The sequence below is a fragment of the Amaricoccus sp. genome (assembly GCF_017995835.1).
GTDB lineage: Bacteria > Pseudomonadota > Alphaproteobacteria > Rhodobacterales > Rhodobacteraceae > Amaricoccus.
The window spans coordinates 1-20,001 of sequence record NZ_JAGOID010000059.1; the positions used below are offsets into that span (position 1 = coordinate 1).

Annotated in this window: 21 protein-coding genes and 1 pseudogene; 10 read left to right on the forward strand and 12 right to left on the reverse strand. The window is 70.8% G+C overall.

The annotated features are described in order from the left end of the window. From KBA23_RS10375 to KBA23_RS10390, 4 genes and pseudogenes are all read left to right on the forward strand, one after another. Positions 1–545 (forward strand): annotated as a pseudogene (locus KBA23_RS10375) (ABC transporter ATP-binding protein); the annotation flags it as partial. Further along, positions 542–1,405, forward strand: coding sequence for a carbohydrate ABC transporter permease (locus KBA23_RS10380; protein WP_290740383.1), 864 nt, complete (start codon positions 542–544; stop codon positions 1,403–1,405). The pseudogene KBA23_RS10375 and the gene KBA23_RS10380, both read left to right, overlap by 4 nt. Positions 1,406–1,414: 9 nt before the next feature. Further along, on the forward strand, positions 1,415–2,212 hold the full coding sequence (locus KBA23_RS10385) for a carbohydrate ABC transporter permease (protein WP_290740385.1): 798 nt from the start codon (positions 1,415–1,417) through the stop codon (positions 2,210–2,212). Further along, positions 2,212–2,616, forward strand: a complete 405-nt coding sequence (locus tag KBA23_RS10390) for a DUF2160 domain-containing protein (protein WP_290740388.1) — start codon at positions 2,212–2,214, stop codon at positions 2,614–2,616. Before KBA23_RS10385 ends, KBA23_RS10390 begins: the two co-directional genes overlap by 1 nt. Before the next feature lie 518 nt (positions 2,617–3,134). On the opposite strand, the gene KBA23_RS10395 is transcribed toward KBA23_RS10390, so the two are convergent. Further along, on the reverse strand, positions 3,135–3,353 hold the full coding sequence (locus KBA23_RS10395) for a hypothetical protein (protein ID WP_290740390.1): 219 nt from the start codon (positions 3,351–3,353) through the stop codon (positions 3,135–3,137). Here KBA23_RS10395 and KBA23_RS10400 point away from each other — a divergent pair. Further along, positions 3,352–3,627, forward strand: coding sequence for a hypothetical protein (locus KBA23_RS10400; RefSeq protein WP_290740392.1), 276 nt, complete (start codon positions 3,352–3,354; stop codon positions 3,625–3,627). The genes KBA23_RS10395 and KBA23_RS10400 overlap by 2 nt on opposite strands. Here KBA23_RS10400 and KBA23_RS10405 read toward each other — a convergent pair. Genes KBA23_RS10405 through uxaC form a run of 8 tightly spaced genes read right to left on the reverse strand, consistent with a single transcriptional unit; the run spans position 3,587 to position 11,238 of the window. Continuing rightward, positions 3,587–5,050, reverse strand: a complete 1,464-nt coding sequence (locus KBA23_RS10405; RefSeq protein WP_290740395.1) for a mannitol dehydrogenase family protein — start codon at positions 5,048–5,050, stop codon at positions 3,587–3,589. The two genes, KBA23_RS10400 and KBA23_RS10405, sit on opposite strands and share 41 nt — an antisense overlap. Continuing rightward, positions 5,022–5,768, reverse strand: a complete 747-nt coding sequence (gene kduD, locus KBA23_RS10410; protein WP_290740397.1) for a 2-dehydro-3-deoxy-D-gluconate 5-dehydrogenase KduD — start codon at positions 5,766–5,768, stop codon at positions 5,022–5,024. The genes KBA23_RS10405 and kduD overlap by 29 nt, the downstream gene beginning before the upstream one ends. After that, positions 5,765–6,586, reverse strand: coding sequence for a 5-dehydro-4-deoxy-D-glucuronate isomerase (gene kduI, locus KBA23_RS10415; RefSeq protein ID WP_290740399.1), 822 nt, complete (start codon positions 6,584–6,586; stop codon positions 5,765–5,767). Before kduI ends, kduD begins: the two co-directional genes overlap by 4 nt. Positions 6,587–6,607: 21 nt before the next feature. Beyond that, a complete protein-coding gene (locus KBA23_RS10420) occupies positions 6,608–6,931 on the reverse strand; it encodes a cupin domain-containing protein (protein WP_290740402.1) in 324 nt (107 codons plus the stop codon). Positions 6,932–6,943: 12 nt separating this feature from the next. Beyond that, positions 6,944–8,224, reverse strand: a complete 1,281-nt coding sequence (locus KBA23_RS10425) for a TRAP transporter large permease (RefSeq protein ID WP_290740405.1) — start codon at positions 8,222–8,224, stop codon at positions 6,944–6,946. 9 nt (positions 8,225–8,233) lie between these two features. Beyond that, entirely contained in the window at positions 8,234–8,764 is a 531-nt protein-coding gene (locus KBA23_RS10430) for a TRAP transporter small permease (RefSeq protein WP_290740408.1), read from the reverse strand. Positions 8,765–8,813: 49 nt separating this feature from the next. Then, positions 8,814–9,761, reverse strand: a complete 948-nt coding sequence (locus KBA23_RS10435; RefSeq protein ID WP_290740437.1) for a TRAP transporter substrate-binding protein — start codon at positions 9,759–9,761, stop codon at positions 8,814–8,816. Between the two features lie 49 nt (positions 9,762–9,810). After that, entirely contained in the window at positions 9,811–11,238 is a 1,428-nt protein-coding gene (gene uxaC, locus KBA23_RS10440) for a glucuronate isomerase (RefSeq protein ID WP_290740411.1), read from the reverse strand. Between the two features lie 77 nt (positions 11,239–11,315). Between uxaC and KBA23_RS10445 the strand changes: the two genes are divergently transcribed. Continuing rightward, complete coding sequence (locus KBA23_RS10445; protein ID WP_290740414.1) at positions 11,316–12,014, forward strand: GntR family transcriptional regulator; 699 nt, start codon at positions 11,316–11,318, stop codon at positions 12,012–12,014. Beyond that, positions 12,011–12,907 (forward strand): sugar kinase, encoded by an 897-nt coding sequence (locus tag KBA23_RS10450; protein ID WP_290740417.1) that lies wholly within the window; start codon positions 12,011–12,013, stop codon positions 12,905–12,907. Before KBA23_RS10445 ends, KBA23_RS10450 begins: the two co-directional genes overlap by 4 nt. Before the next feature lie 22 nt (positions 12,908–12,929). Here the strand turns inward: KBA23_RS10450 and KBA23_RS10455 are convergent, their stop codons facing one another. Continuing rightward, complete coding sequence (locus tag KBA23_RS10455) at positions 12,930–13,946, reverse strand: aldose epimerase family protein (protein WP_290740420.1); 1,017 nt, start codon at positions 13,944–13,946, stop codon at positions 12,930–12,932. Between the two features lie 219 nt (positions 13,947–14,165). Here KBA23_RS10455 and KBA23_RS10460 point away from each other — a divergent pair, with 219 nt between their 5' ends. Further along, a complete protein-coding gene (locus tag KBA23_RS10460; RefSeq protein WP_366935307.1) occupies positions 14,166–16,160 on the forward strand; it encodes an acyltransferase family protein in 1,995 nt (664 codons plus the stop codon). A 337-nt stretch (positions 16,161–16,497) separates the two neighbouring features. Here KBA23_RS10460 and KBA23_RS10465 read toward each other — a convergent pair whose 3' ends face one another. After that, the gene (locus KBA23_RS10465) at positions 16,498–16,956 is read right to left on the reverse strand and encodes a GatB/YqeY domain-containing protein (RefSeq protein ID WP_290740423.1); all 459 of its coding nucleotides are present in this window, start codon (positions 16,954–16,956) and stop codon (positions 16,498–16,500) included. 168 nt (positions 16,957–17,124) lie between these two features. On the opposite strand from KBA23_RS10465, the gene carA reads away from it, so the two are divergent. Further along, a complete protein-coding gene (gene carA / locus KBA23_RS10470; RefSeq protein WP_290740426.1) occupies positions 17,125–18,312 on the forward strand; it encodes a glutamine-hydrolyzing carbamoyl-phosphate synthase small subunit in 1,188 nt (395 codons plus the stop codon). A gap of 98 nt (positions 18,313–18,410) precedes the next feature. Here the strand turns inward: carA and tgt are convergent, their stop codons facing one another. Beyond that, positions 18,411–19,538 carry a tRNA guanosine(34) transglycosylase Tgt gene (gene tgt / locus KBA23_RS10475; protein WP_290740429.1) on the reverse strand — a complete coding sequence of 376 codons (1,128 nt, stop codon included), beginning with the start codon at positions 19,536–19,538 and terminating at the stop codon, positions 18,411–18,413. 100 nt (positions 19,539–19,638) lie between these two features. Between tgt and KBA23_RS10480 the strand changes: the two genes are divergently transcribed. Then, positions 19,639–20,001 (forward strand): SUF system Fe-S cluster assembly protein (locus KBA23_RS10480; RefSeq protein WP_290740432.1); only part of this gene is annotated, 363 nt, incomplete at its 3' end.

The following is a 20,001-nucleotide window of genomic DNA, read 5'->3' on the forward strand; positions in this document are numbered from 1 at the left end:
GGCAGCTCCGCTCCAAGCTCAAGGAGCTGCACCAGCGCGTCGGCGCGACGATGATCTACGTCACCCACGACCAGACCGAGGCGCTGACCTTCGCCGATCAGGTCGTCGTCATGCAGGACGGCGAGGTGGTGCAGGTCGGCACCCCGGTCGACCTGTTCGAGCGACCGGCCCACACCTTCGTCGGCCATTTCATCGGCTCGCCCGGCATGAACGTCCTGCCCTGCACGGTCGAGGACGGCGCGGCGCGCTTCGCGGGCGTGCCCGTCGCCACCGCCAACCGCGTCGAGGGCCGGCCCGCCGGCCGCGTCGAGATCGGCGTCCGTCCCGAGTTCGTCGCCGTCGGCGACACGGGCGTCCCGGCCGAGATCCTGCGCGTCGCGGACGTCGGCCGCCGCCGCATCGTCGAGGCGACGGCGGCCGACGTGCGCGTCAACGCCATCGTCGATGAAGACAGCGCCGTCGCGCCGGGGCCGACCCGGCTCGCCTTCCGGCCCGACCAGACCCGGCTCTACGTCGACGGCTGGCTCGCGGGAGACAGGCCATGAGGACCGTCAACCAGCACGCCTGGTGGTTCGTCCTGCCCGTGCTGCTCCTCGTCGCCTTCAACGCGCTCGTGCCGCTGATGACGGTGGTGAACTACTCGGTGCAGGAAACCTTCGGGAACAACGTGTTCTTCTGGTCGGGCCTGCGCTGGTTCGAGGACGTGATGACCTCGCCGCGGTTCCACGCCGCACTCGGGCGCCAGCTCCTCTTCACCGGGCTGATCCTGCTGATCGAGGTGCCGCTCGGCGTCGCCATCGCGCTCGCCATGCCGCGCTCGGGGCCCTGGGTCTCCGTCTGCCTCGTCCTGATGGCGCTGCCGCTGCTGATCCCGTGGAACGTCGTCGGGGCGATGTGGAACATCTTCGCGCTCCCCGACATCGGGCTCCTCGGCTACGCGCTGAACAACTGGCTCGGCATCCCCTACAACTACACCCAGAACCCGCTCGCCGCCTGGTTCACCATCGTCCTGATGGACGTCTGGCACTGGACGAGCCTCGTCGTCCTCCTCGCCTATGCCGGCCTCGTCTCGATTCCCGACGCCTACTATCAGGCCGCCAAGATCGACGGCGCCCGCCCCTGGGCGGTGTTCCGCTACATCCAGCTGCCGAAGATGAAGCGGGTGCTGACCATCGCGATCCTCCTGCGCTTCATGGACTCGTTCAACATCTACACCGAGGTTTCGGTGCTGACCGGCGGCGGCCCGGGCAACTCGACGACGCTGCTCTCGATCGACCTCGTCAAGATCGCGCTCGGCCAGTTCGACCTCGGACGGGCGGCGGCGATGTCGCTCATCTACTTCCTGATCACCCTCCTCGTCTCATGGATCTTCTATGCCGTGATGACGAAGGACGAGCCGAGCTGAGGCCCCGCGATGAAGCTCCGCGCGATCGCCGTGACCGTCTACATCCTGTTCCTGATGCTGCCGATCTACTGGCTCGTCATCATGTCGTTCAAGACGACGAACGAGATCCTGTCGGGCTTCTCGCCGTGGCCGCAGGTCTGGACCACCGCGAGCTATCGCACGATCTTCACCGACCCGACCTGGTACTCGGGCTACATCAACTCGATCAGCTACGTCACGATCAACACGGCGATCTCGGTCGTCGCGGCGCTGCCGGCGGCCTACGCCTTCTCGCGCTACCGCTTCCTCGGCGACAAGCACCTGTTCTTCTGGCTCTTCACCAACCGCATGGCCCCGGCGGCCGTGTTCGCCCTGCCGTTCCTGCAACTCTACTACGCGATCGGGCTCTTCGACACGCATCTCGGCGTGGCGCTGGCGCACTGCCTCTTCAACATCCCGCTGGCGGTCTGGATCCTCGAGGGCTTCATGTCCGGCGTGCCCAAGGAGCTCGACGAGACCGCCTATGTCGACGGCTACGCCTTCCCGCGCTTCTTCCTCACCATCTTCATTCCGAACATCAAGGCCGGGATCGGCGTCGCGGCGTTCTTCTGCTTCATGTTCTCCTGGGTGGAGATGCTGCTCTCCAAGACGCTGACCTCGGTGCAGGCCAAGCCCATCGCCGCGGTGATGACCCGCACCGCCTCCACCTCCGGCTACGAACTCGGCCTCCTCGCCGCGGCGGGGGTGCTGACGATCATCCCCGGCGCCATCGTCATCTGGTTCGTGCGCAACTACATCGCCAAGGGCTTCGCCCTGGGGCGGGTGTGATGCGCGCCCCCCTCGCCGCCGCCGCGGTTCTCCTTCCCGGGCCGGCGCTCGCCCAGGCCAAGGCCGGCTGGGGCAATGTCGGCGCGGCGCAGCCGGAGCCGCCGTTCTGGACCCGGCCGCTCTTCGACGGGTTCTGGATGGCCTGGACGCCGGCGACGGTCGCCTTCTTCGTCGGCGTGTTCGCCCTGATCGCGCTGATGGGCGCCCTCGAATGGCGCAACCCGGGCGGGGCCCCGCGCCACGGCGTGCTCGGCCTCGACACCACCCGCGGCGACCGCCTCTTCATCGCGCTCCTCGGCGCCGCCTGGATCTTTCTCGGCTGGCTGTTCTTCTTCTCCACCCCGGTCTGGGGCGGCCTCGCGCTCGCCGTCCTCTGGGGCGCCTTCGTCTTCTGGAAGGTCTGAATGGAACTGCGGCCGCCGGCTCATCGGTCAGGGTCGGCGAAGCCGGTGGAAACTGATACGGGCTCCGGTTGATCGGTTCGGTCGATGCGTTGCGGAGACCTCGCCGATATCCCCGCCGATTTCGACCGTTGGCGAAATCGGCACGCGACTGCCCTGTCCGGGGCAGGCGCGCGCCGATGCGAGCCTTGGGGATACCGGATGGCCTCTCGGCCCGCGCTTGCGGCGCGTGCCGACCGGATCGCGCGGGCGCCACTGGCGACCGGCACGTGCGATCCGGGGAGAAATCGGATCGGCGCAGCCGGGGGGCTGCGCGGGGCAGGCCATGCCGAAGGGATCAGCCGGAGACGGTATGATGATACCGGCGGGCTCATGAAACGACTCGCGGCCCTTTTTTTGCATTTGGCATTTTTATCGTGTATACTCAGATAGTTACCCAACCTATCACGCGTGTTAGCCCGTGTTGCGCCGGGTGGCCTCGTAGACTCGCCGGTATGAACCCCCCGACCCGCCGCCGGACCTCAGTTCGTCGTGACCGGCCGCGACCGCATCCGCGACACCGTCTCGCGCTCCGCCCGCTTGCCCCGGAGCGGCGGCAGGCCGCCGTCGATGAGCGCCATGTCCTCCAGAACCATGTCCCCCATGCGCTTGAACGCGACGTCGAGCGCCCCCGCCCTGTGCGCCGAGCGCAGGAACCCGGGCAGCCGGCGCACCGGATGGTCCTGTCCCCGCGGCTCCATGTTCCGGCCTACCGGGGCGGTGTTCGCCGAGCCGGTGGCGGAGATCGGGCTGGGGATCGGCGACAGCGAGGCCGCGGCGCGGGCGGCGGGCATCCGGGTGGAGCGGCAGCGCCGGGCGATCTACACGCTCTCGGGCGCGCCCGCCGGGCTCGCCGGCCTGCTGTTCATGGCGCGGATCAACTCCGGCGACCCACACCGCGCGAACCGCATCCATCCGGATACGCCCGGAAAAGCTACCCGACCACCCCCTCGGCGGCGGCCCGGGCACCCTTGACGAGCAGCGCGTCATAGGCCTGCGTCAGCGCGGCGCGAAAGGACGGCTCCGCGGCCAGCGCCGGCGCGAACACCTCGCGGACGCCGAGAAGCGCCGCCACCTTGCCCTCCGCGCCGGCGGCGCCGTCCGAAAGCGCGCGCAACCGCCCGGCGAGCGGATCCTTCACGTCGATCGCCGCGCCCGTCTCGTCGACGCCGCCGACATAGCGCATCCAGGCCGCGACCGCGAGCACGAGCCCGGGCGTCGGCCGCCCGGCGGCGAGGTTCTCGGCGATTGTCCCGAGAATGCGCTGCGGCAGCTTCTGGCTGCCGTCCATGGCGATCTGCCAGGTGCGGTGGCGGATGCCCGGGTTGGCGTAGCGGTCGAAGAGCGCCGCCGCATAGGCCCCGAGATCGACCCCGGGCGGCGGAGTCAGTGCCGGGATAATCTCCGCCGCCCACAACCGCTTGACGAAGCGCGCGAAGACCGGATCGGCCACCGTCGCGGCGATGGTCTCGTGCCCGGCGAGATAGCCGAGATAGGCGAGCGCGGAATGGGTGCCGTTCAACATGCGGAGCTTCTGGTGCTCGTAGGGCGTCACGTCCGCGACGAGTTCCACCCCCACCGCGCCGAGGTCGGGCCGGGCGCCGTCGACGAAACTGTCCTCGACCACCCACTGCCGGAACGGCTCGTGCATGACCGGGGCGCGGTCGAGCACGCCGGTCCGCTCGGCGAGCCGGGCAATGTCCTCGTCCCGGGTCGCGGGCACGATGCGGTCGACCATGGTCGAGGGGAAGGCGCCTTGCGCCGCGATCCAGTCGGCGAGCGCCGGCTCGACGGCGCGCGCCAGCTCCAGGACGACGCCGCGCACCACACGGCCGTTCTCGGGAAGGTTGTCGCAGCAGAGCACGGTGAAGGGCCGCGCCCCCGCCGCCCGCCGCCGCGCCAGCGCGCGCACGAGAAAGCCGGGGGCGGAGACCGGGGCCTCCGGATGCGCGAGGTCGTGGACGATGTCCGGGTGCGCATGGTTCAGCGCCCCGGTCGAAGGCTCGTGGCAATAGCCCTTCTCGGTCACGGTCAGCGTCACGATGCGCACCGCCGGATCGGCCATGCGCGCCAGAACCGCCTCGGGGTCCTCGCGCGCCACCAGAACCTCGCGGACCACGCCGACGACGCGGTTCGTCTCGCCCTCGGGGCCGAGTTCGACCGCGGTGTAGGCGCAGCCCTGCGGCTCCAGCCGGTCGCGCTGGTCGGGGCGGACGAGGCTGACGCCGACGACGCCCCAGGCCCCGCCCGAGGCCGCCATCGCCTCCTCGAAATAGATGGCGCCGTGCGCGCGAAAGAACGCGCCGAGCCCGAGATGCACGACGCCGACCTCCGGCCGCTCCCCCGGCGGGGGCGCGAGCAGCGGCAGATCAGCGGGCGAGCCAGCCGCCGTCGACATTGAGGATCGCTCCATGGATGTAGCGCGCTGCGGGCGAGGCGAGGAACACCGCCGTCCCGGCGATGTCCGAGGCTTCCCCCCAGCGGCCTGCGGGGATGCGGTCGAGGATCGCCTTGTCACGGACCGGGTCGGCCCGCAGCGCCTCGGTGTTGTTGGTCGCGATGTAGCCCGGGGCGACGGCGTTGACGTTGATGCCCCGCGCCGCCCATTCGTTGGCGAGGAGCCTGGTCAGCCCGGCGATCCCGTGCTTCGAGGCGGTGTAGGACGGCACCCGGATCCCGCCCTGAAAGCTGAGCAGCGAGGCGATGTTGACGATGGCGCCGCCCGCGCCCCGGGCGAAGGCCCCCCGCGCGAACGCCTGGCTCAGGAAGAACGCCGCCTTGAGGTTCACGTCGATGACGTCGTCCCAGTCGGCTTCGGAGAAATCGACCGAGTCGGCGCGGCGGATGATCCCGGCGTTGTTGACGAGGATGTCGAGCGGCCCCGCCTCGGCCAGCCGGGCGGCGGCCGCCATCGGGTCGTCGAGCGCGAGCGTGAAGCCCACGCCGGCCAGCCCCTCCGCCGCGATCAGACCGAGCGTCTGGTCGACCGAGGACCGCCCGGCGACCACGACTTCGGCTCCGGCGCGGGCGAACCCGAGCGCGATCGCCTGCCCGATCCCGGTGTTGGCTCCCGTGACGAGGGCGCGCCTGCCGTCGAGGCGGAACGGATCCGTCATCGCAGGTCGGCCATCGAGACGACCTCGACGTCCTTGTAGTCGACGTTGTCGCCGGCCATCGCCCAGATGAAGGTGTAGTTGGAAGTGCCCGCCCCGCAATGGATCGACCAGGGCGGCGACAGCGCGCCCTCCTCGTTGGCGACGATGATCGGGCGGGTCTCGGAGGGTTCGCCCATCAGGTGCATCACCCGCGCCTCGGGCGCGAGATCGAAATAGAGATAGGCCTCCATCCGCCGGTCGTGGACATGGGCGGGCATGGTGTTCCAGACCGAGCCGGGCTCGAGGCGGGTGTAGCCGACGACGAGCTGGCAGGAGGGCATCACGTCGGGGTGCACGAACTGGAAGATCGTGCGCAGGTTCGAAGTCTCGGCCGAGCCGAGCCGGACCGGCGTCGCCTCGGCGAGCTTCAGCAGCCGCGCGGGGTGCGTCGCGTGCGCCGGCGCGGAGAGGATATAGAACCGCCCGTCGCCGGCGAAGGTCACCGGCCCGGCGCCGCGGCCGAGATAGAGCACGTCGCCGCGCGCCATCTCGAAGCTCTCGCCGGCGGTGACGCGGCCCGGCCCCCCGATGTTCACCACCGCCATCTCGCGGCGGTCGAGGATCGAGGGCGTGCCGCATTCGGCAACGCGGTCGAGCGTCAGCTCGCCGCCGGCCGGCACGGCGCCGCCGACGATCATCCGGTCGTAGTGGCTGTAGACCAGACGGATTTCGCCGTCGCGGAAGAGGCCGCCCAGGTGAAAGTTGCGGCGCAGGGCCTCGGTGTCGAAGCCCCTGGCGGCTTCGGGGTCGATGGCCCGGCGGGTCTCTACGTTCAGCATGGGCGGCGGTCTCGCTTCAGGTCAGAGGAAGTCGTCGCGGCGGGGAGTGAAGCTGTCGACCAGCGTCCCCGGCCCGTCGAGCGGCTTGCAGCCGTGGACGGCGCCCGAGGGGATGAGCAGCGCGTCGCCGGCGCTGAGGATCCGGGTCTCGCCGTCGCAGGTGAACTCGAAGCGGCCGGATTTCACGAAGGTGGACTGGACGTGCGGGTGGCTGTGCAGCGCGCCGACGCCGCCGGCCTCGAAGTTGAACTCGACGATCATCAGCTGCTCGTTCTGGACGAGCACCTGGCGGGTGGCCTTCCCCTCGACGGGGACGACCGGATACGCGCTGGACGGGTTGGACATGGGTTACGCCTTTCAGTGGAACAGGGACGGCAGCCAGAGGCTGACGGCGGGTACATACGTCACGATCAGCAGGACGACGAGACCCGCGGCGTAGAACGGCCAGATCGACCGCATGGCTTCCCAGATCGTGATCCGCCCGACCGCGGCGGCGACGAACTGCACCGGCCCGAGCGGCGGGGTGTTCAGCCCGATGCCGAGGTTGAGGATCATGATGACGCCGAAATGCACCGGATCGACGCCGAACTTCATCACCACCGGCAGGAAGATCGGCGTGGTGATGATGATGAGCGGCGCCATGTCCATGAAGGTGCCGAGCACCAGCAGGACGATGTTGATCATCAGCAGGATGGTGAACGGATCGTCGCTGATCGCGCCCATCAGGTCGACGGTGAGCTGCGCGACCTTCAGGTAGGCCATCAGCCAGCCGAAGGCGCCGGCCATGCCGATGATCAGCAGCACCATGGAGGTGGTGCGCACGGCCTGCCGGGTGGCGTGCATGAACTCGGCCCAGCTCAGCGTGCGGTAGACGAAGAAGGTGACGAGCGCGGCGTACACGACCGCGACGCAGGAGCTCTCCGTCGCCGTGAAGATGCCGGACCGCACCCCCCCGAAGATGATGGCGATGAGCAGGAGGCCGGGGACGGCGTTGAGCAGGAGGCTGCCGACGCGATGAAAGCCGGGGAACGGCTCGGTCGGATAGCCGCGGCGGACCGCGACGATCCAGGCGGTGACCGACAGCGCGAGGGCGAGCAGCAGGCCGGGGATGATGCCGGCGGTGAAGAGGTCGGCGATGGAGATCTTCCCGCCGCCGGAGATCGAGTAGATGATCATGTTGTGCGACGGCGGCAGCAAGAGCGCGATCAGCGCCGCCATCGAGGTGACATTCACCGCATAATCAGCGCCGTAGCCACGCGCCTTCATCTGCGGGATCATGATGCCGCCGACCGCCGCCGCCTCGGCGACCGCCGAGCCGGAGATGCCGCCGAAGAGCGTGGAGGCGGCGATGTTGACCTGGCCGAGGCCGCCGCGGACATGGCCGATGAGCGAGCCGGCGAAGGCGACGATGCGGCTGGCGATGCCGCCCCGCACCATCAGGTCGCCGGCGAAGATGAAGAACGGGATGGCCATCAGCGTGAACACCCCGACGCCGGAGGCGACGCGCTGGAAGACGACGAGCGGCGGCAGGCCGAGATAGAGGATCGTCGCGAAGCTGGCGATGCCGAGGCAGAAGGCGATGGGCGTGCCGATCAGCATCAGCACCGTGAAGACGCCGAAGAGGATGGTGAGGTCCATGGTCTGTCCCTAGTCGCTCGTCATGGCGATTTCTTCGGCGTTCGGGTCGTGATCGACCACGACGCCGGACGCGCGCAGCAGCACCCGCTCCAGCGCGAAGAGCGTCATCAGCGCGCCGCCACCGACGATGGGCATGTAGGTGAAGCCGCCCGGCAGCCCGAGAACCGGCAGGATCGCCGTCCAGGTGTCGATGGTGAGCTGGAGGCCGTAGACGACCATGCCGAGGCCGAAGACCAGCACCGCGAGGTCGGAGATCGCCCGCATCCATGGCCCCGCGCCGGGCAGGAAGTGGATCAGGACGTCGAAGCCCATGTGGAAGTTCTCGCGCACGCCCACCGCGGCGCCGAGGAAGATGAACCAGCTCATCACCATGACCGACACGGGCTCGGTCCAGCTCGGGCTCGAGTTCAGCACGTAGCGGGCGAAGACCTGCCAGGCGACGATGACGGTCATCGCGATCATGCCGACGCTGGCGATCCAGAGTGCTGCGTGCGAGAGCGCCCCGAGGACGCGCGCCAGGCCCTGCAAGCGGTGCTGCATCGATCCCTCCCCCGATGTGGCAAGGGGGCGGCGACCCGCCCCCCGTCGATCACTCGGTCGCCCTGATTTCCTCGACGAGCTGCTTCATCTCGGGCGTCGCGGCGTACTTCTCGTAGACCGGAGCCATGGCGGCCTGGAACGGCGCCTTGTCGAGGTCGCGCACCACCTCGACGCCGGCGGCGAGAACCTTCTCCTCGGACTCCTTCTCGCGCGCCGCCCACTTCTCCCGGTTGAAGGGAACCGACTCCTTCGCCGCGGCGCGCACGGCCTCCTGATCCTCGGGCGAGAGCTTCTCGAACGCCGTCTTCGACATCACCAGCACCTCGGGCACCATCGTGTGCTCGTCGAGGGTGTAGTACTTCGCCACCTCGAAGTGGCCGGATGACTCGTAGGACGGCCAGTTGTTCTCCGCCCCGTCGATGACGCCGGTCTCGATCGAGGAATAGACCTCGCCATAGGGCATCGGCACCGCGTTGGCGCCGAGGGCCGCCACCATGTCGACGAAGACGTCGGACTGGATGACGCGGAACTTCAGGCCCTTCATGTCCTCGATCGACTTGATCGGCTTGGTCCGGTTGTAGAACGACCGCGCGCCGGGGTCGTAGAACGCGAGCGCGATCAGGTCCTGGGCGGTGAAGAGATCGAGGATCTGCTCGCCGACCGGGCCGTCGAGCACGTTGTGCAGGTGGTCGACGTCGCGGAAGAGATAGGGCAGCGACAGGATCGCGGTCTCGGGGATCAGCCCGTTGAACGGCGCCATCGAGATGCGGTTGAGGTCGATCACGCCGAAGCGGGTCTGCTCGATCGTGTCCTTCTCCTCGCCGAGCTGGGCCGAGTGGAAGACCTCGATGCACAGGCGGCCGCCGGTCTTTTCCTCGAGGATGCGGCCCATCTCCTGCACCGCCGCGACGGTCGGGTAACCGTCGGGGTGGGTGTCAGACGAGCGCAGCGTGGTCTCGCAGGCGCCGGCCGCGCCCGCGAGCATCGTGCCGGCCATCAGCGCGGCGAGGGTTGCGGTTGTCTTCATGTCGTTCCTCCCTTGTCGTTCAGAGCTTGTAGGCCTTCTTCGCGAGCCCGTAGGCGAGATCGTGCGCCACCTCGGGCGCCTCGTCCCCGGCGAGCCGGCCGGTGGCGACGAGCGTGGCGAGAAAGGCGCAGTCCACCCGCCGGGCCATGTCGTGCCGGGCGGGAATCGAGCAGAAGGCGCGGGTGTCGTCGTTGAAGCCGACGGTGTTGCAGAAGCCGGCCGTCTCGGTCGTCATCTCGCGGTAGCGGCGCATTCCCTCGGGGCTGTCGTGGAACCACCAGGCCGGCCCGAGCCGCAGCGCCGGATAGACCCCCACAAGCGGCGCAAGCTCGCGCGCATAGGCCGTCTCGTCGAGGGTGAAGAGGATCACCGTCAGGTCGGGCCGCATCCCGACCGCATCGAGGAGCGGGCGCAGCGCCGCCACGTAGTCGGTGCGGCCGGGGATGTCGAAACCCTTGTCCCGCCCGAACTTCGCCAGCACCTCCGGCGAATGGTTGCGTCGCGACCCCGGATGGATCTGGAGCACCAGCCCGTCCTCGAGGCTCATGCGCGCCATCTCGGTCAGCATGTGGCCGCGGAAGGCGTCGGCCTCCTCCGGGCTCGCCTTGCCCGCGAGCGCCTTCGCGAAGAGCGCCGCCGCCTCGGCCTGCGGCAGATCCTCGGTCCGCGCCGTGGCGTGGCCGTGATCGGAGCTGGTCGCGCCGCCCTCGGCCTTGAAGAAGGTGCGGCGGATGCGGTGGGCCTCCAGATAGCCCGCCCAGGTCGTCGCATCGACGCCGGCCAGCGCCCCCATCCGCTCGACGTTGTCGGCGAAGCCGGCGAACTCGGGATCGACCACCGCGTCGGGCCGGTAGGCCGTCACCACCCGTCCCTTCCAGCCCGAGGCGCGGATCTCCCGATGCCAGCGCAGATCGTCGAGCGCACTCTCGGTCGTGGCGATGACCTCGATTCCGAACCGCTCGTAGAGCGCCCGGGGGCGGAATTCGGGGCGCCCGAGACACTCGGCGATGTGATCGTAGTAGTGATCGGCGGTCGCCGCGGAGAGCCGGCGGTCAAGGCCGAACACGGTCTCGAAGGTATGATCGAGCCAGAGCCGCGACGGCGTGCCGCGGAACAGGTGGTAGTTCTCCGCGAGGCGGCGCCAGATTCGACGGCCGTCAGTCTCCACCGGCCCGCCGTCGACGCGCGGCACGCCGAGATCCGCGAGCGCCACGCCCTGCGAGCAGAGCATCCGAAAGACGTAGTGATCCGGCGTGACGAAGAGCTGCGCCGGATCGGGAAACGGCGCGTCCTCGGCGAACCAGCTCGGATCGGTGTGCCCATGGGGGCTGACGATCGGCAGGCTGGCGACCTCCGCGTAGAGATCCCTCGCGATCGAACGCTCGCGCTCGCCCAAGGGAAACAAACGGTCCGGATCGAGCAGGCCGGCTTTCGCGGATCCTTCCAATCGATTCCCTCCCGTTGCGTTTCGTTGCCTGATCTCCTAATATGCTAGTCGGCACAGGTCAACCCGGGAGATCGAGAGTGAGCGGAACGTCCTTCCGATCCATCGACGCGCTGCGCGGGCCGACGGCCACGGATCTCGTCTTCGACGAGCTCTACCGGCGCATCGTGGAGCTCGACCTGCCGCCGGGGACGCGCCTTTCGGAGCAGGACGTGGCGCGAAGCGTTGGCGTCTCGCGCCAGCCGGTTCGCGACGCCTTCTACCGTCTGTCCCAGCTCGGGCTCATCCAGATCCAGCCGCAGCGCGCCACCACCGTCTCGCTGGTTTCGGAGGAGGCGGTGCTGCAAGCCCGCTTCGTGCGCACCGCGCTCGAGACCGAGACGGTCCGCGGCGCGGCCCTGCGCTGGACCGAGGCGGACCGCGCAACCCTGGAAGCGAATCTCGCCGCGCAGGGGCGCGCCGTCGAGACCGGCGACCGCATCGGCTTCCACGACCTCGACGACGCCTTCCACCAGGCGATCTGCGCCGCCTCGGGCCACGCCTTCGTCTGGACGCTGATCCGCGAGAACAAGGCGCACATGGACCGGGTGCGCTGGCTCAGCCTCCCGACCGGCGCGCGGCTCGCCTATGAGGACCACCTGCGCATCTTCGACGCGCTGGTCGATCACGACGGCGAGCGCGCCGCGGCGCACATGCGCTCCCATCTCAGCCGCATCATCGACACCCTCGCAACGATCCGACAGGAGAACCCCGGAATGCTGGTGGAGCTGCGCCCATGACCGGGCGAATCGTCTGCCTCGGCGAATGCATGGTGGAGTTCGCCCCGAACGGCGACGGCCTCTACCGTCGTGGCTTCGCCGGGGACACCTTCAACACCGCCTGGTATCTGCGCCGCCTGCTGCCGGCCGGGCGGCCCGTCGACTACGTGAGTTGCGTCGGGACCGACGCCGTCTCCGATGCCATGCTCGCCTTCATGGCCGATGCCGGCGTCGGCACGGGCGGCGTCGCCCGCCTGCCGGACCGGACCGTCGGCCTCTACGTGATCGACGTGAAGGACGGCGAGCGCAGCTTTTCCTACTGGCGCAGCGCCTCGGCGGCGCGGCTCCTCGCCGCCGACCCCGCCCGGCTCGGCGCGGCGCTCGACGGGGCGGCGCTGGTGCTCCTCTCCGGGATCACCCTCGCGATCGTCCCCGACGAGGACCGCCCCGCCCTCCTCGCGGCCCTGGCCGCGGCGCGCAAGGCGGGCGCGACCATCGCCTTCGATCCGAACATCAGGCCGCGCCTCTGGGGCGACGCCGCGACGATGCGCGCGGCGCTCGACCGCGCCGCCGCCGGAGCCGACGTCGTGCTGCCCTCCTTCGAGGACGAGGCCACCCATTTCGGCGACGCCGACCCCGACGCCACCCTTGCCCGCTTCCGCGCGGCCGGCGCGGCGACGGTCATCGTCAAGAACGGCCCCGGCGAGGTCGTCGCCTGGGACGCGCACGAGGGCCGCACGACCTTCCGCCCGTCGCCCGTCGAGGCGCGCGACACCACCGCGGCGGGCGACAGCTTCAACGCGGGCTTTCTCGCCGCCCGCCTCGCCGGCGCGCCGCTCGCCGCCGCGATCGAGGCCGGCGCCACCCTCGCCGGCCGCGTCTGCCAGCACCCCGGCGCCCTCGTCCCGATCTGAGGGCCTCGGCCCGCCGCCGGGATCATCCGCGCAGGATGTCGACCACGTAGCTCTGGAAGTACGGGTTCTCCGGCGTGCGGATCACGCTCGGCCACTCGGGATGGTTCATGCTGTCCGGGAAGTGCTGCGCCTCGAAGCACAGGCCGGCGAACCGCCCATACGCTTCGCCCCCATGCCCCGGCGCCGCGATCACCATCCGCGCGGCGTTGAAGATCTGGAGCCCCGGCTGGTCCGTGCGGACCTCGATCCGCCGCCCCGTGCGCGGACAACGCGCCCAGGCCGCGGGCCGCGCCGCGTCGCGATCCGCCCGCAGCACGTAGTTGTTGTCGATCCCCACCCGGCCCGGGTCGCTCTCCTCGATCGTGCGCGGCTCGCGAAAGTCGAGATGCGTGCCCTCGACCGAAGCGATCTCGCCGGTCGGGATCAGATCGGCGTCAAGCGGCAGATACTCCGCGGCGTCGACCCACAGCATGTGGTCCCGCACCGTCCCGCCGCCGCCCAGGTTGAAATAGGCGTGCTGCGCCAGGTTGATCGGCGTCGGCCGGTCCGGCAGGCCCCGCATCTCGCAGACGAGCCGCGGCCCCTCGAGCCGGTAGGTCACGTCGAATTCCACCCGGCCGGGATAGCCCTCCTCGCCGTCGGGGCTCAGATAGCGCAGATGAACCGCCTCGGTCGCGGCGTCGGTCTCCATGTCCCAGACCCGCCGCCCGAGCCCGGTCGCGCCGCCGTGGATGTGGTGGCGGTCGCCGGGCCCGTGGTTCGGGGTCAGCGCGTAGTCCCTGCCGTCGAGCCGGAAGGTCGCATCCCTGGTGCGGTTGGCGATCCGCCCCACGATCGCGCCGTGCGAGCGCGACGCGGTCTCGTAGTCGGCGAGCGTCGGAAACCCGAGCGTCATCGGCAGCGTCCCCGACGCCCCGTCGACCCGCCAGTCGCGGATGACGCAACCGTAGTTCAGGATCGCGACCGCCGCCTCGGCGCTCTCCAGCGTTACCTCGCTGACCTCGCGATCACCGAGCCGTCCGAACCGGCGCTTCCTCATCTCGTCCCCTTTCGCTGGCGCGCGGAGGTTCCGCCGCCGCCCCGCCGCTCGTCAAGCGTCTCGGCGGCGATCCGCCGGCCCCTTGCCTCGCGGCGCCGCGCGCTCTAGCTGGCGGAATACGAGAGGAGGAGCCAGCCCCTGACCGTCGCCTGTGACCCAGGCCCGATCGCCCGGCCGACAGCGCCGGGCGTCCTCGCGCATCGCCGCGACGTCGACGGGCTGCGCGCCGTGGCGGTGCTGCCGGTCATCCTCTTCCACGCCGGCATCCCCGCCTTCTCCGGCGGCTGGCTCGGCGTCGATGTCTTCTTCGTCATCTCCGGCTACCTCATCACCGGCATCCTGCTGCGCGACCTCGAGCGCGGCGAGTTCTCCATCGCCCGCTTCTACGAGCGCCGGGCGCGGCGCATCGTGCCCGCTCTCGCCTTCGTCCTGCTCGCCTGCATCCCCTTCGGCCTCGCCTGGATGTCGCCGCCGCAGCTCGCCGAGCTCGCCCGCGGCACGATCGCCGCAGCGCTCTCGGTCTCGAACGTGCTCTACTGGCTGGAGCTCGACTATTTCGGCCCCGCGGCCGAGCACCTGCCGCTGCTGCACACCTGGAGCCTCGGCGTCGAGGAGCAGTTCTACCTGCTGTTTCCGCTCGCGCTCGCGTTCCTGTGGCGGCGCGGCTCCGGCCTCGCCGTGCCGTTCCTCCTCGCCGGCGGCCTCAGCCTCGCCGCCGCGGCATGGGCCTTCGCCACCCATCCCTCGGCCGGGTTCTTCCTGCTGCCGTTCCGCGCCTGGGAGCTCCTCGTCGGCGCGGGCGTCGCCGTGGCCGCCACGCGCGCCGCCGCCCCCAGCGGCTTCCGCGCCGGGGCGGGGCTCGTCGCCGTCGTCGCGGCCATGGCCGCGGTCCCGCTCGGCCTCGTCTCCAGCCTGCCCGCCATGGCGCTCGCCAGCGCCGGCGTCGCGCTGGTCCTGCGCCACGGCGCGCCGGGGCTCATCGCCTCGCGCCTCCTCGCCCATCCCGCGCCGGTCGGGATCGGCCTCGTCAGCTACAGCGCCTATCTCTGGCACCAGCCGGTCCTCGCCTTCGCCCGCATCCGCTTCGGCGACGACCTGCCGCTCTGGCTCATGGCCATGCTCGGCCTTTCGGCGATCCTGCTCGCCTGGCCGACCTGGGCCTTCGTCGAGCAGCCATTCCGCCGACACAGCCCCGCCGGCCCGGGCCGGCCCCTCGCCCCCGCCGGCCCCGGCCGGCCGCTCGCGGTCGCCGCCGCGGCGCTGGCCGGCCTCGCGGCCATCGGCGTCGCCGGCGTGGCCACCGACGGCCTCGCCATGACGCAGCCCCCGGCGGTGCGCGCCATTCTCGCCACCGTCTCGGACGTGAACCCCTGGCGCGACCGCTGCAAGACCGGCTTCAACGAGGCGAACCCGATCCATCCCCGCCCCGGCTGTCTGCTCGCAGGCGACGGCCCCAGGGTCGCCTTCTGGGGCGACAGCCACGCCGACGCCCTGCAGGGCGCGATGTTCCCCGCGGCGCAAGCGGCGGGCCTGCCGTTCTACTCCGTCACCCGCAGCGCCTGTCCGCCGGTCCCCGGCCTCACCCGCACCGGCGACGCCGCCTCCCCGGGCTGCGACGCGTTCAACCGCGGCGTCGAGGCCTACGTGACCGGGGACAACTACGACGTCGCCGTCGTCGTGGCGCGCTGGTCCGCCGGGATCGGCTGGGCGCCCTTCGACAACCTCGACGGCGGCGTCGATCCGCGCCCGGGCGACGTGCTGACGCCGATCGGGACCGCGCCGCCCGACGACGCGGCCCGCGAGCGCGCGGTCGTCGCGCGCATGGCGGGCGCAGTCCGCGACCTCCTCGGCCGCGGGCTGCGCGTCGTGCTCGTCTACCCGATCCCCGAGGCCGGCTGGAACGTCCCCGAGGAACTCGCCCGCCGCCGCGCCGCGAGCGACGCGCCGGTGACGCTCTCCATCCCGGCCGAGGCCTACGCGCGCCGCAATGCCGCGATCATCGCCGCCTTCGACGCGATCGCCGACCCGCACCTGTGGCGCGTCCGCCCGGCGGAGGTCTTCTGCGACGCCGACGTCCCCGGTCGCTGCGTGCAGAGCCTCGGCGACCAGCCGCTCTATTTCGACGAGAGCCACCTGAACAACGCCGGCGCCCGCCTGCTCGTCCCCGCGATCATGCGCGCCATCGAGGCCGCCCGCCGCGACGCCGCGCCATGAACCCACGCCGGAGACCGGCCGCGGGGCTCCTCTTGATCGGTTCGGTCGGCGCCACGCGGGGACCTCGCCGCTATCCCCGCCGATTTCGACCGTTGGCGAAATCGGCACGCGACTGCCCTGTCCGGAGCAGGCGCGTCCCGCGCCAGCCAGGGCAGCCGCGCGCCGACACCAACCTTGGGGATAGCGGATGGCCCCTCGGCCCGCGCTTGCGGCGCGTGCCGACCGGATCGCGCGGGCGCCACTGGCGCCCGGCAAGTGCGATCCGGGAGAAATCGGATGGGCGCAGCCGGGGGCTGCGCGGTGCAGGCCATGGCGAAGGGATCAAGCGGAAGCGGCATCAGCCGCCGAAGGCTTCCTTGACCGCCGCACAAGCGCGGGCGAAATCCATCTTGCCGGTGTGCCGCGCCTTCAGCTCGGCCATGACCTTGCCCATGTCGCGGATCGAACTCGCGCCGAGCGCGGCGATCGCCTTCGTCACCGCCGCGCGCACCTCGTCGTCGCTCATCTGGCGGGGCAGGTAGTCCTTGATGACCTTGATCTCGACCCGCTCCTGGTCGGCGAGGTCGATGCGCCCGCCTTCCTCGTAGGCCTTCGCGCTCTCCTGGCGCTGCCTGATCATGCGCGCGAGGATGGCGACGATCTCCGAATCCGGAACCCCGTCGGCCCCCTCCTCCGACCGCGCCGCGATGTCGCGATCCTTGATGGCCGCGATGATCAGCCGCAACGTCGAGACGCGCGCCGCCTCCCTGGCCTTGATCGCCTCCTTCAGATCGGCGGAGAACCGCTCCCGAAGCATCCCTCACCCATGCGTGGCGCCGGAACCCCGGCGGAAGCCGCCTCTATACGCCTGCGGCGGCCCCGACGCAATCCGAGACCAAACCATTGGCACAGTTGAGTTTTCCGCGCCGCCTTGACCCCGGCGCGCATCGGGCGTAGCCTCGCGCCGATCCAGGAGTCTCCCGCCATGACCGAACGCGCCCCCTCGGACCGCGCCCTCGCCTCCGCGCCCGACGGCGCGCTCGGCGCAACCGCCTGCATCGTGCTCGCCGACGGCGAGGTCTTCTACGGCCGCGGCTTCGGCGCGGAAGGCTCGGCCGTGGCCGAGCTCTGCTTCAACACGGCGATGACCGGCTATCAGGAGATCATGACCGACCCGTCCTATGCCGGGCAGGTGGTGACCTTCACCTTCCCCCATATCGGCAATGTCGGCGTGAACTCCGAGGACGAGGAGGCCGCCGACCCCGTCGCCGCCGGCATGGTGGTGAAGTGGGATCCGACCGCGCCCGCCAACTGGCGCGCCGCCGAGCCGCTCTCGACCTGGCTCGCGCGGCGCGGCCGCATCGGCGTCGGCGGCGTCGACACCCGGCGGCTCACCCGGGCGATCCGGCTCCAGGGCGCGCCGCACGCGGCCATCGCCCATGCGCCCGACGGCCGTTTCGACCTCGACGACCTGCTGGCGCGGGCGCGGGCTTTCCCGGGCCTCGTCGGCATGGACCTCGCCAGGGACGTCACCTGCGCCCAGAGCTATCGCTGGAACGAGATGCGCTGGGCCTGGCCCCAAGGCTATGTGCGCCGCGAGGAGCCGGGCCGGCGGGTGGTGGCGATCGACTACGGCGCCAAGCGCAACATCCTGCGCTGCCTCGCCTCCGCCGGCTGCGACGTCACCGTCCTGCCCGCCACCGCCACGGCCGAGGACGTGCTGGCGCTGGAGCCCGAGGGGCTGTTCCTCTCGAACGGCCCCGGCGACCCGGCCGCGACCGGCCTCTACGCCGTGCCGATGATCCGCGAGGTGCTCGACCGCAGCCGGATGCCGATCTTCGGCATCTGCCTCGGCCACCAGATGCTGGCGCTCGCCGTCGGCGCGCGGACGATCAAGATGAACCACGGCCATCACGGGGCGAATCATCCGGTCAAGGAACTCGCGACCGGCAAGGTCGAGATCACCTCGATGAACCACGGCTTCACCGTGGACAGCCAGACCCTGCCCGCCGGCGTGGTCGAGACCCACGTCTCGCTCTTCGACGGCTCGAACTGCGGCGTCGCGCTGACCGACCGCCCGGTCTTCTCCGTCCAGCACCACCCCGAGGCCTCCCCCGGCCCGCAGGACAGCTTCTACCTCTTCGAGCGCTTCGTCGCCTCGATGGCGGCCTGATCCCGAAGACCCCGCCGGCGAGTCCGGGCGCCCCTTCAGCGCGCCCTTCGCGCGCCCGGGCCGCAGGGGGCTCGATGCCCCCTGCGGCCCGGCCTCCGTCACGCCGGCTCGAGGTCGCCCTCCGCCCGCGCCGCCTCGAACGCCGCCGCGAAGGCCGCGAGCCGCCCGCCGGCGATGGCGTCGCGCAGTCCCGCCATCAGTTCCTGATAGTAGTGGAGGTTGTGCCACGTCAGCAGCATCGCCGAGATGATCTCGCCCGCCTTGAACACATGGTGCAGATAGGCCCGAGAATAGCCCCGGCAGCAGGGGCATAGGCAATCCGGGTCGAGCGGCCGCGGGTCGTCCGCATGCCGGGCGTTCTTGAGGTTGACCGCGCCGCGCCGGGTCAGCGCCTGCCCCGTCCGCCCCGAGCGGGTCGGCAGCACGCAGTCGAACATGTCCACCCCGCGCAGCACCGCGCCGACGATGTCGTCGGGCTTGCCCACCCCCATCAGGTAGCGCGGCCGGTCGTCGGGCAGCATCCCCGGCGCATGGTCGAGCACGCCGAGCATCGCCTCCTGCCCCTCGCCGACGGCGAGCCCGCCGATCGCGTAGCCGTCGAAGCCGATCGCCTTCAGCGCCTCGGCCGATTCCTCGCGCAACTCCCGTGTCACGCCGCCCTGCTGGATGCCGAAGAGCGCATGCCCCGGCCGGTCGCCGAACGCCGCCTTCGACCGCTCCGCCCAGCGCATCGAGAGCCGCATCGCCCGCGCCACCTCGGCCTGCGTTGCGGGCAGCGCCGGGCACTCGTCGAAGCACATCACGATGTCCGAGCCGAGCAGGCGCTGGATCTCCATGCTGGTCTCGGGGCTGAGGAAATGCCGCGATCCGTCGACATGGCTGCGGAAGGTCACCCCATCCTCGGTCAGCTTGCGCAGGTCCGCGAGGCTCATCACCTGGAACCCGCCGGAATCGGTCAGGATCGGCCGGTCCCAGTTCATGAACCGGTGCAGCCCGCCCAGCCGCGCCACCCGCTCCGCCCCGGGCCGCAGCATCAGGTGATAGGTGTTGCCGAGCAGGATGTCGGCCCCGGTCGCCCGCACGCTCTCCGGCAGCATCGCCTTGACCGTCCCGGCGGTGCCGACCGGCATGAAGGCGGGGGTGCGGATCTCGCCCCGCGGCAGGCGCAGCACGCCTGTCCGGGCCCGGCCGTCCCGCGCGGCGATCTCGAACGCGATTCCAGACATGGCCCCGCCTCTAGTCGCTCGCGTGCGCGAGCGCAAACACCGGCTCCTTTACCGGAGGGGGCGAATCCTTATATGATCGCTCGGGAATAGGAGCGCTGCCATGAACGCCGAAGCCGACGCCCCGATGGAGGGGACCCCGATCATCCGGCCTTCCACCACCGGCCATCCGCTCTACGACGACGTCGTGGAAGCCTGTCGCACGGTGTTCGACCCCGAGATCCCCGTCAATATCTTCGACCTCGGGCTCGTCTACACGATCGACATCTCCGACGAGAGCGACGTCCGCATCAACATGAGCCTCACCGCTCCGGGCTGCCCGGTCGCGGGCGAGATGCCGGGCTGGGTCGCCGACGCGGTCACGGCGGTCCCCGGCGTCCGCCATGTCGACGTCGAACTGGTCTGGGAGCCGCAATGGGGCATGGACATGATGTCCGACGAGGCGCGGCTCGAACTCGGCTTCATG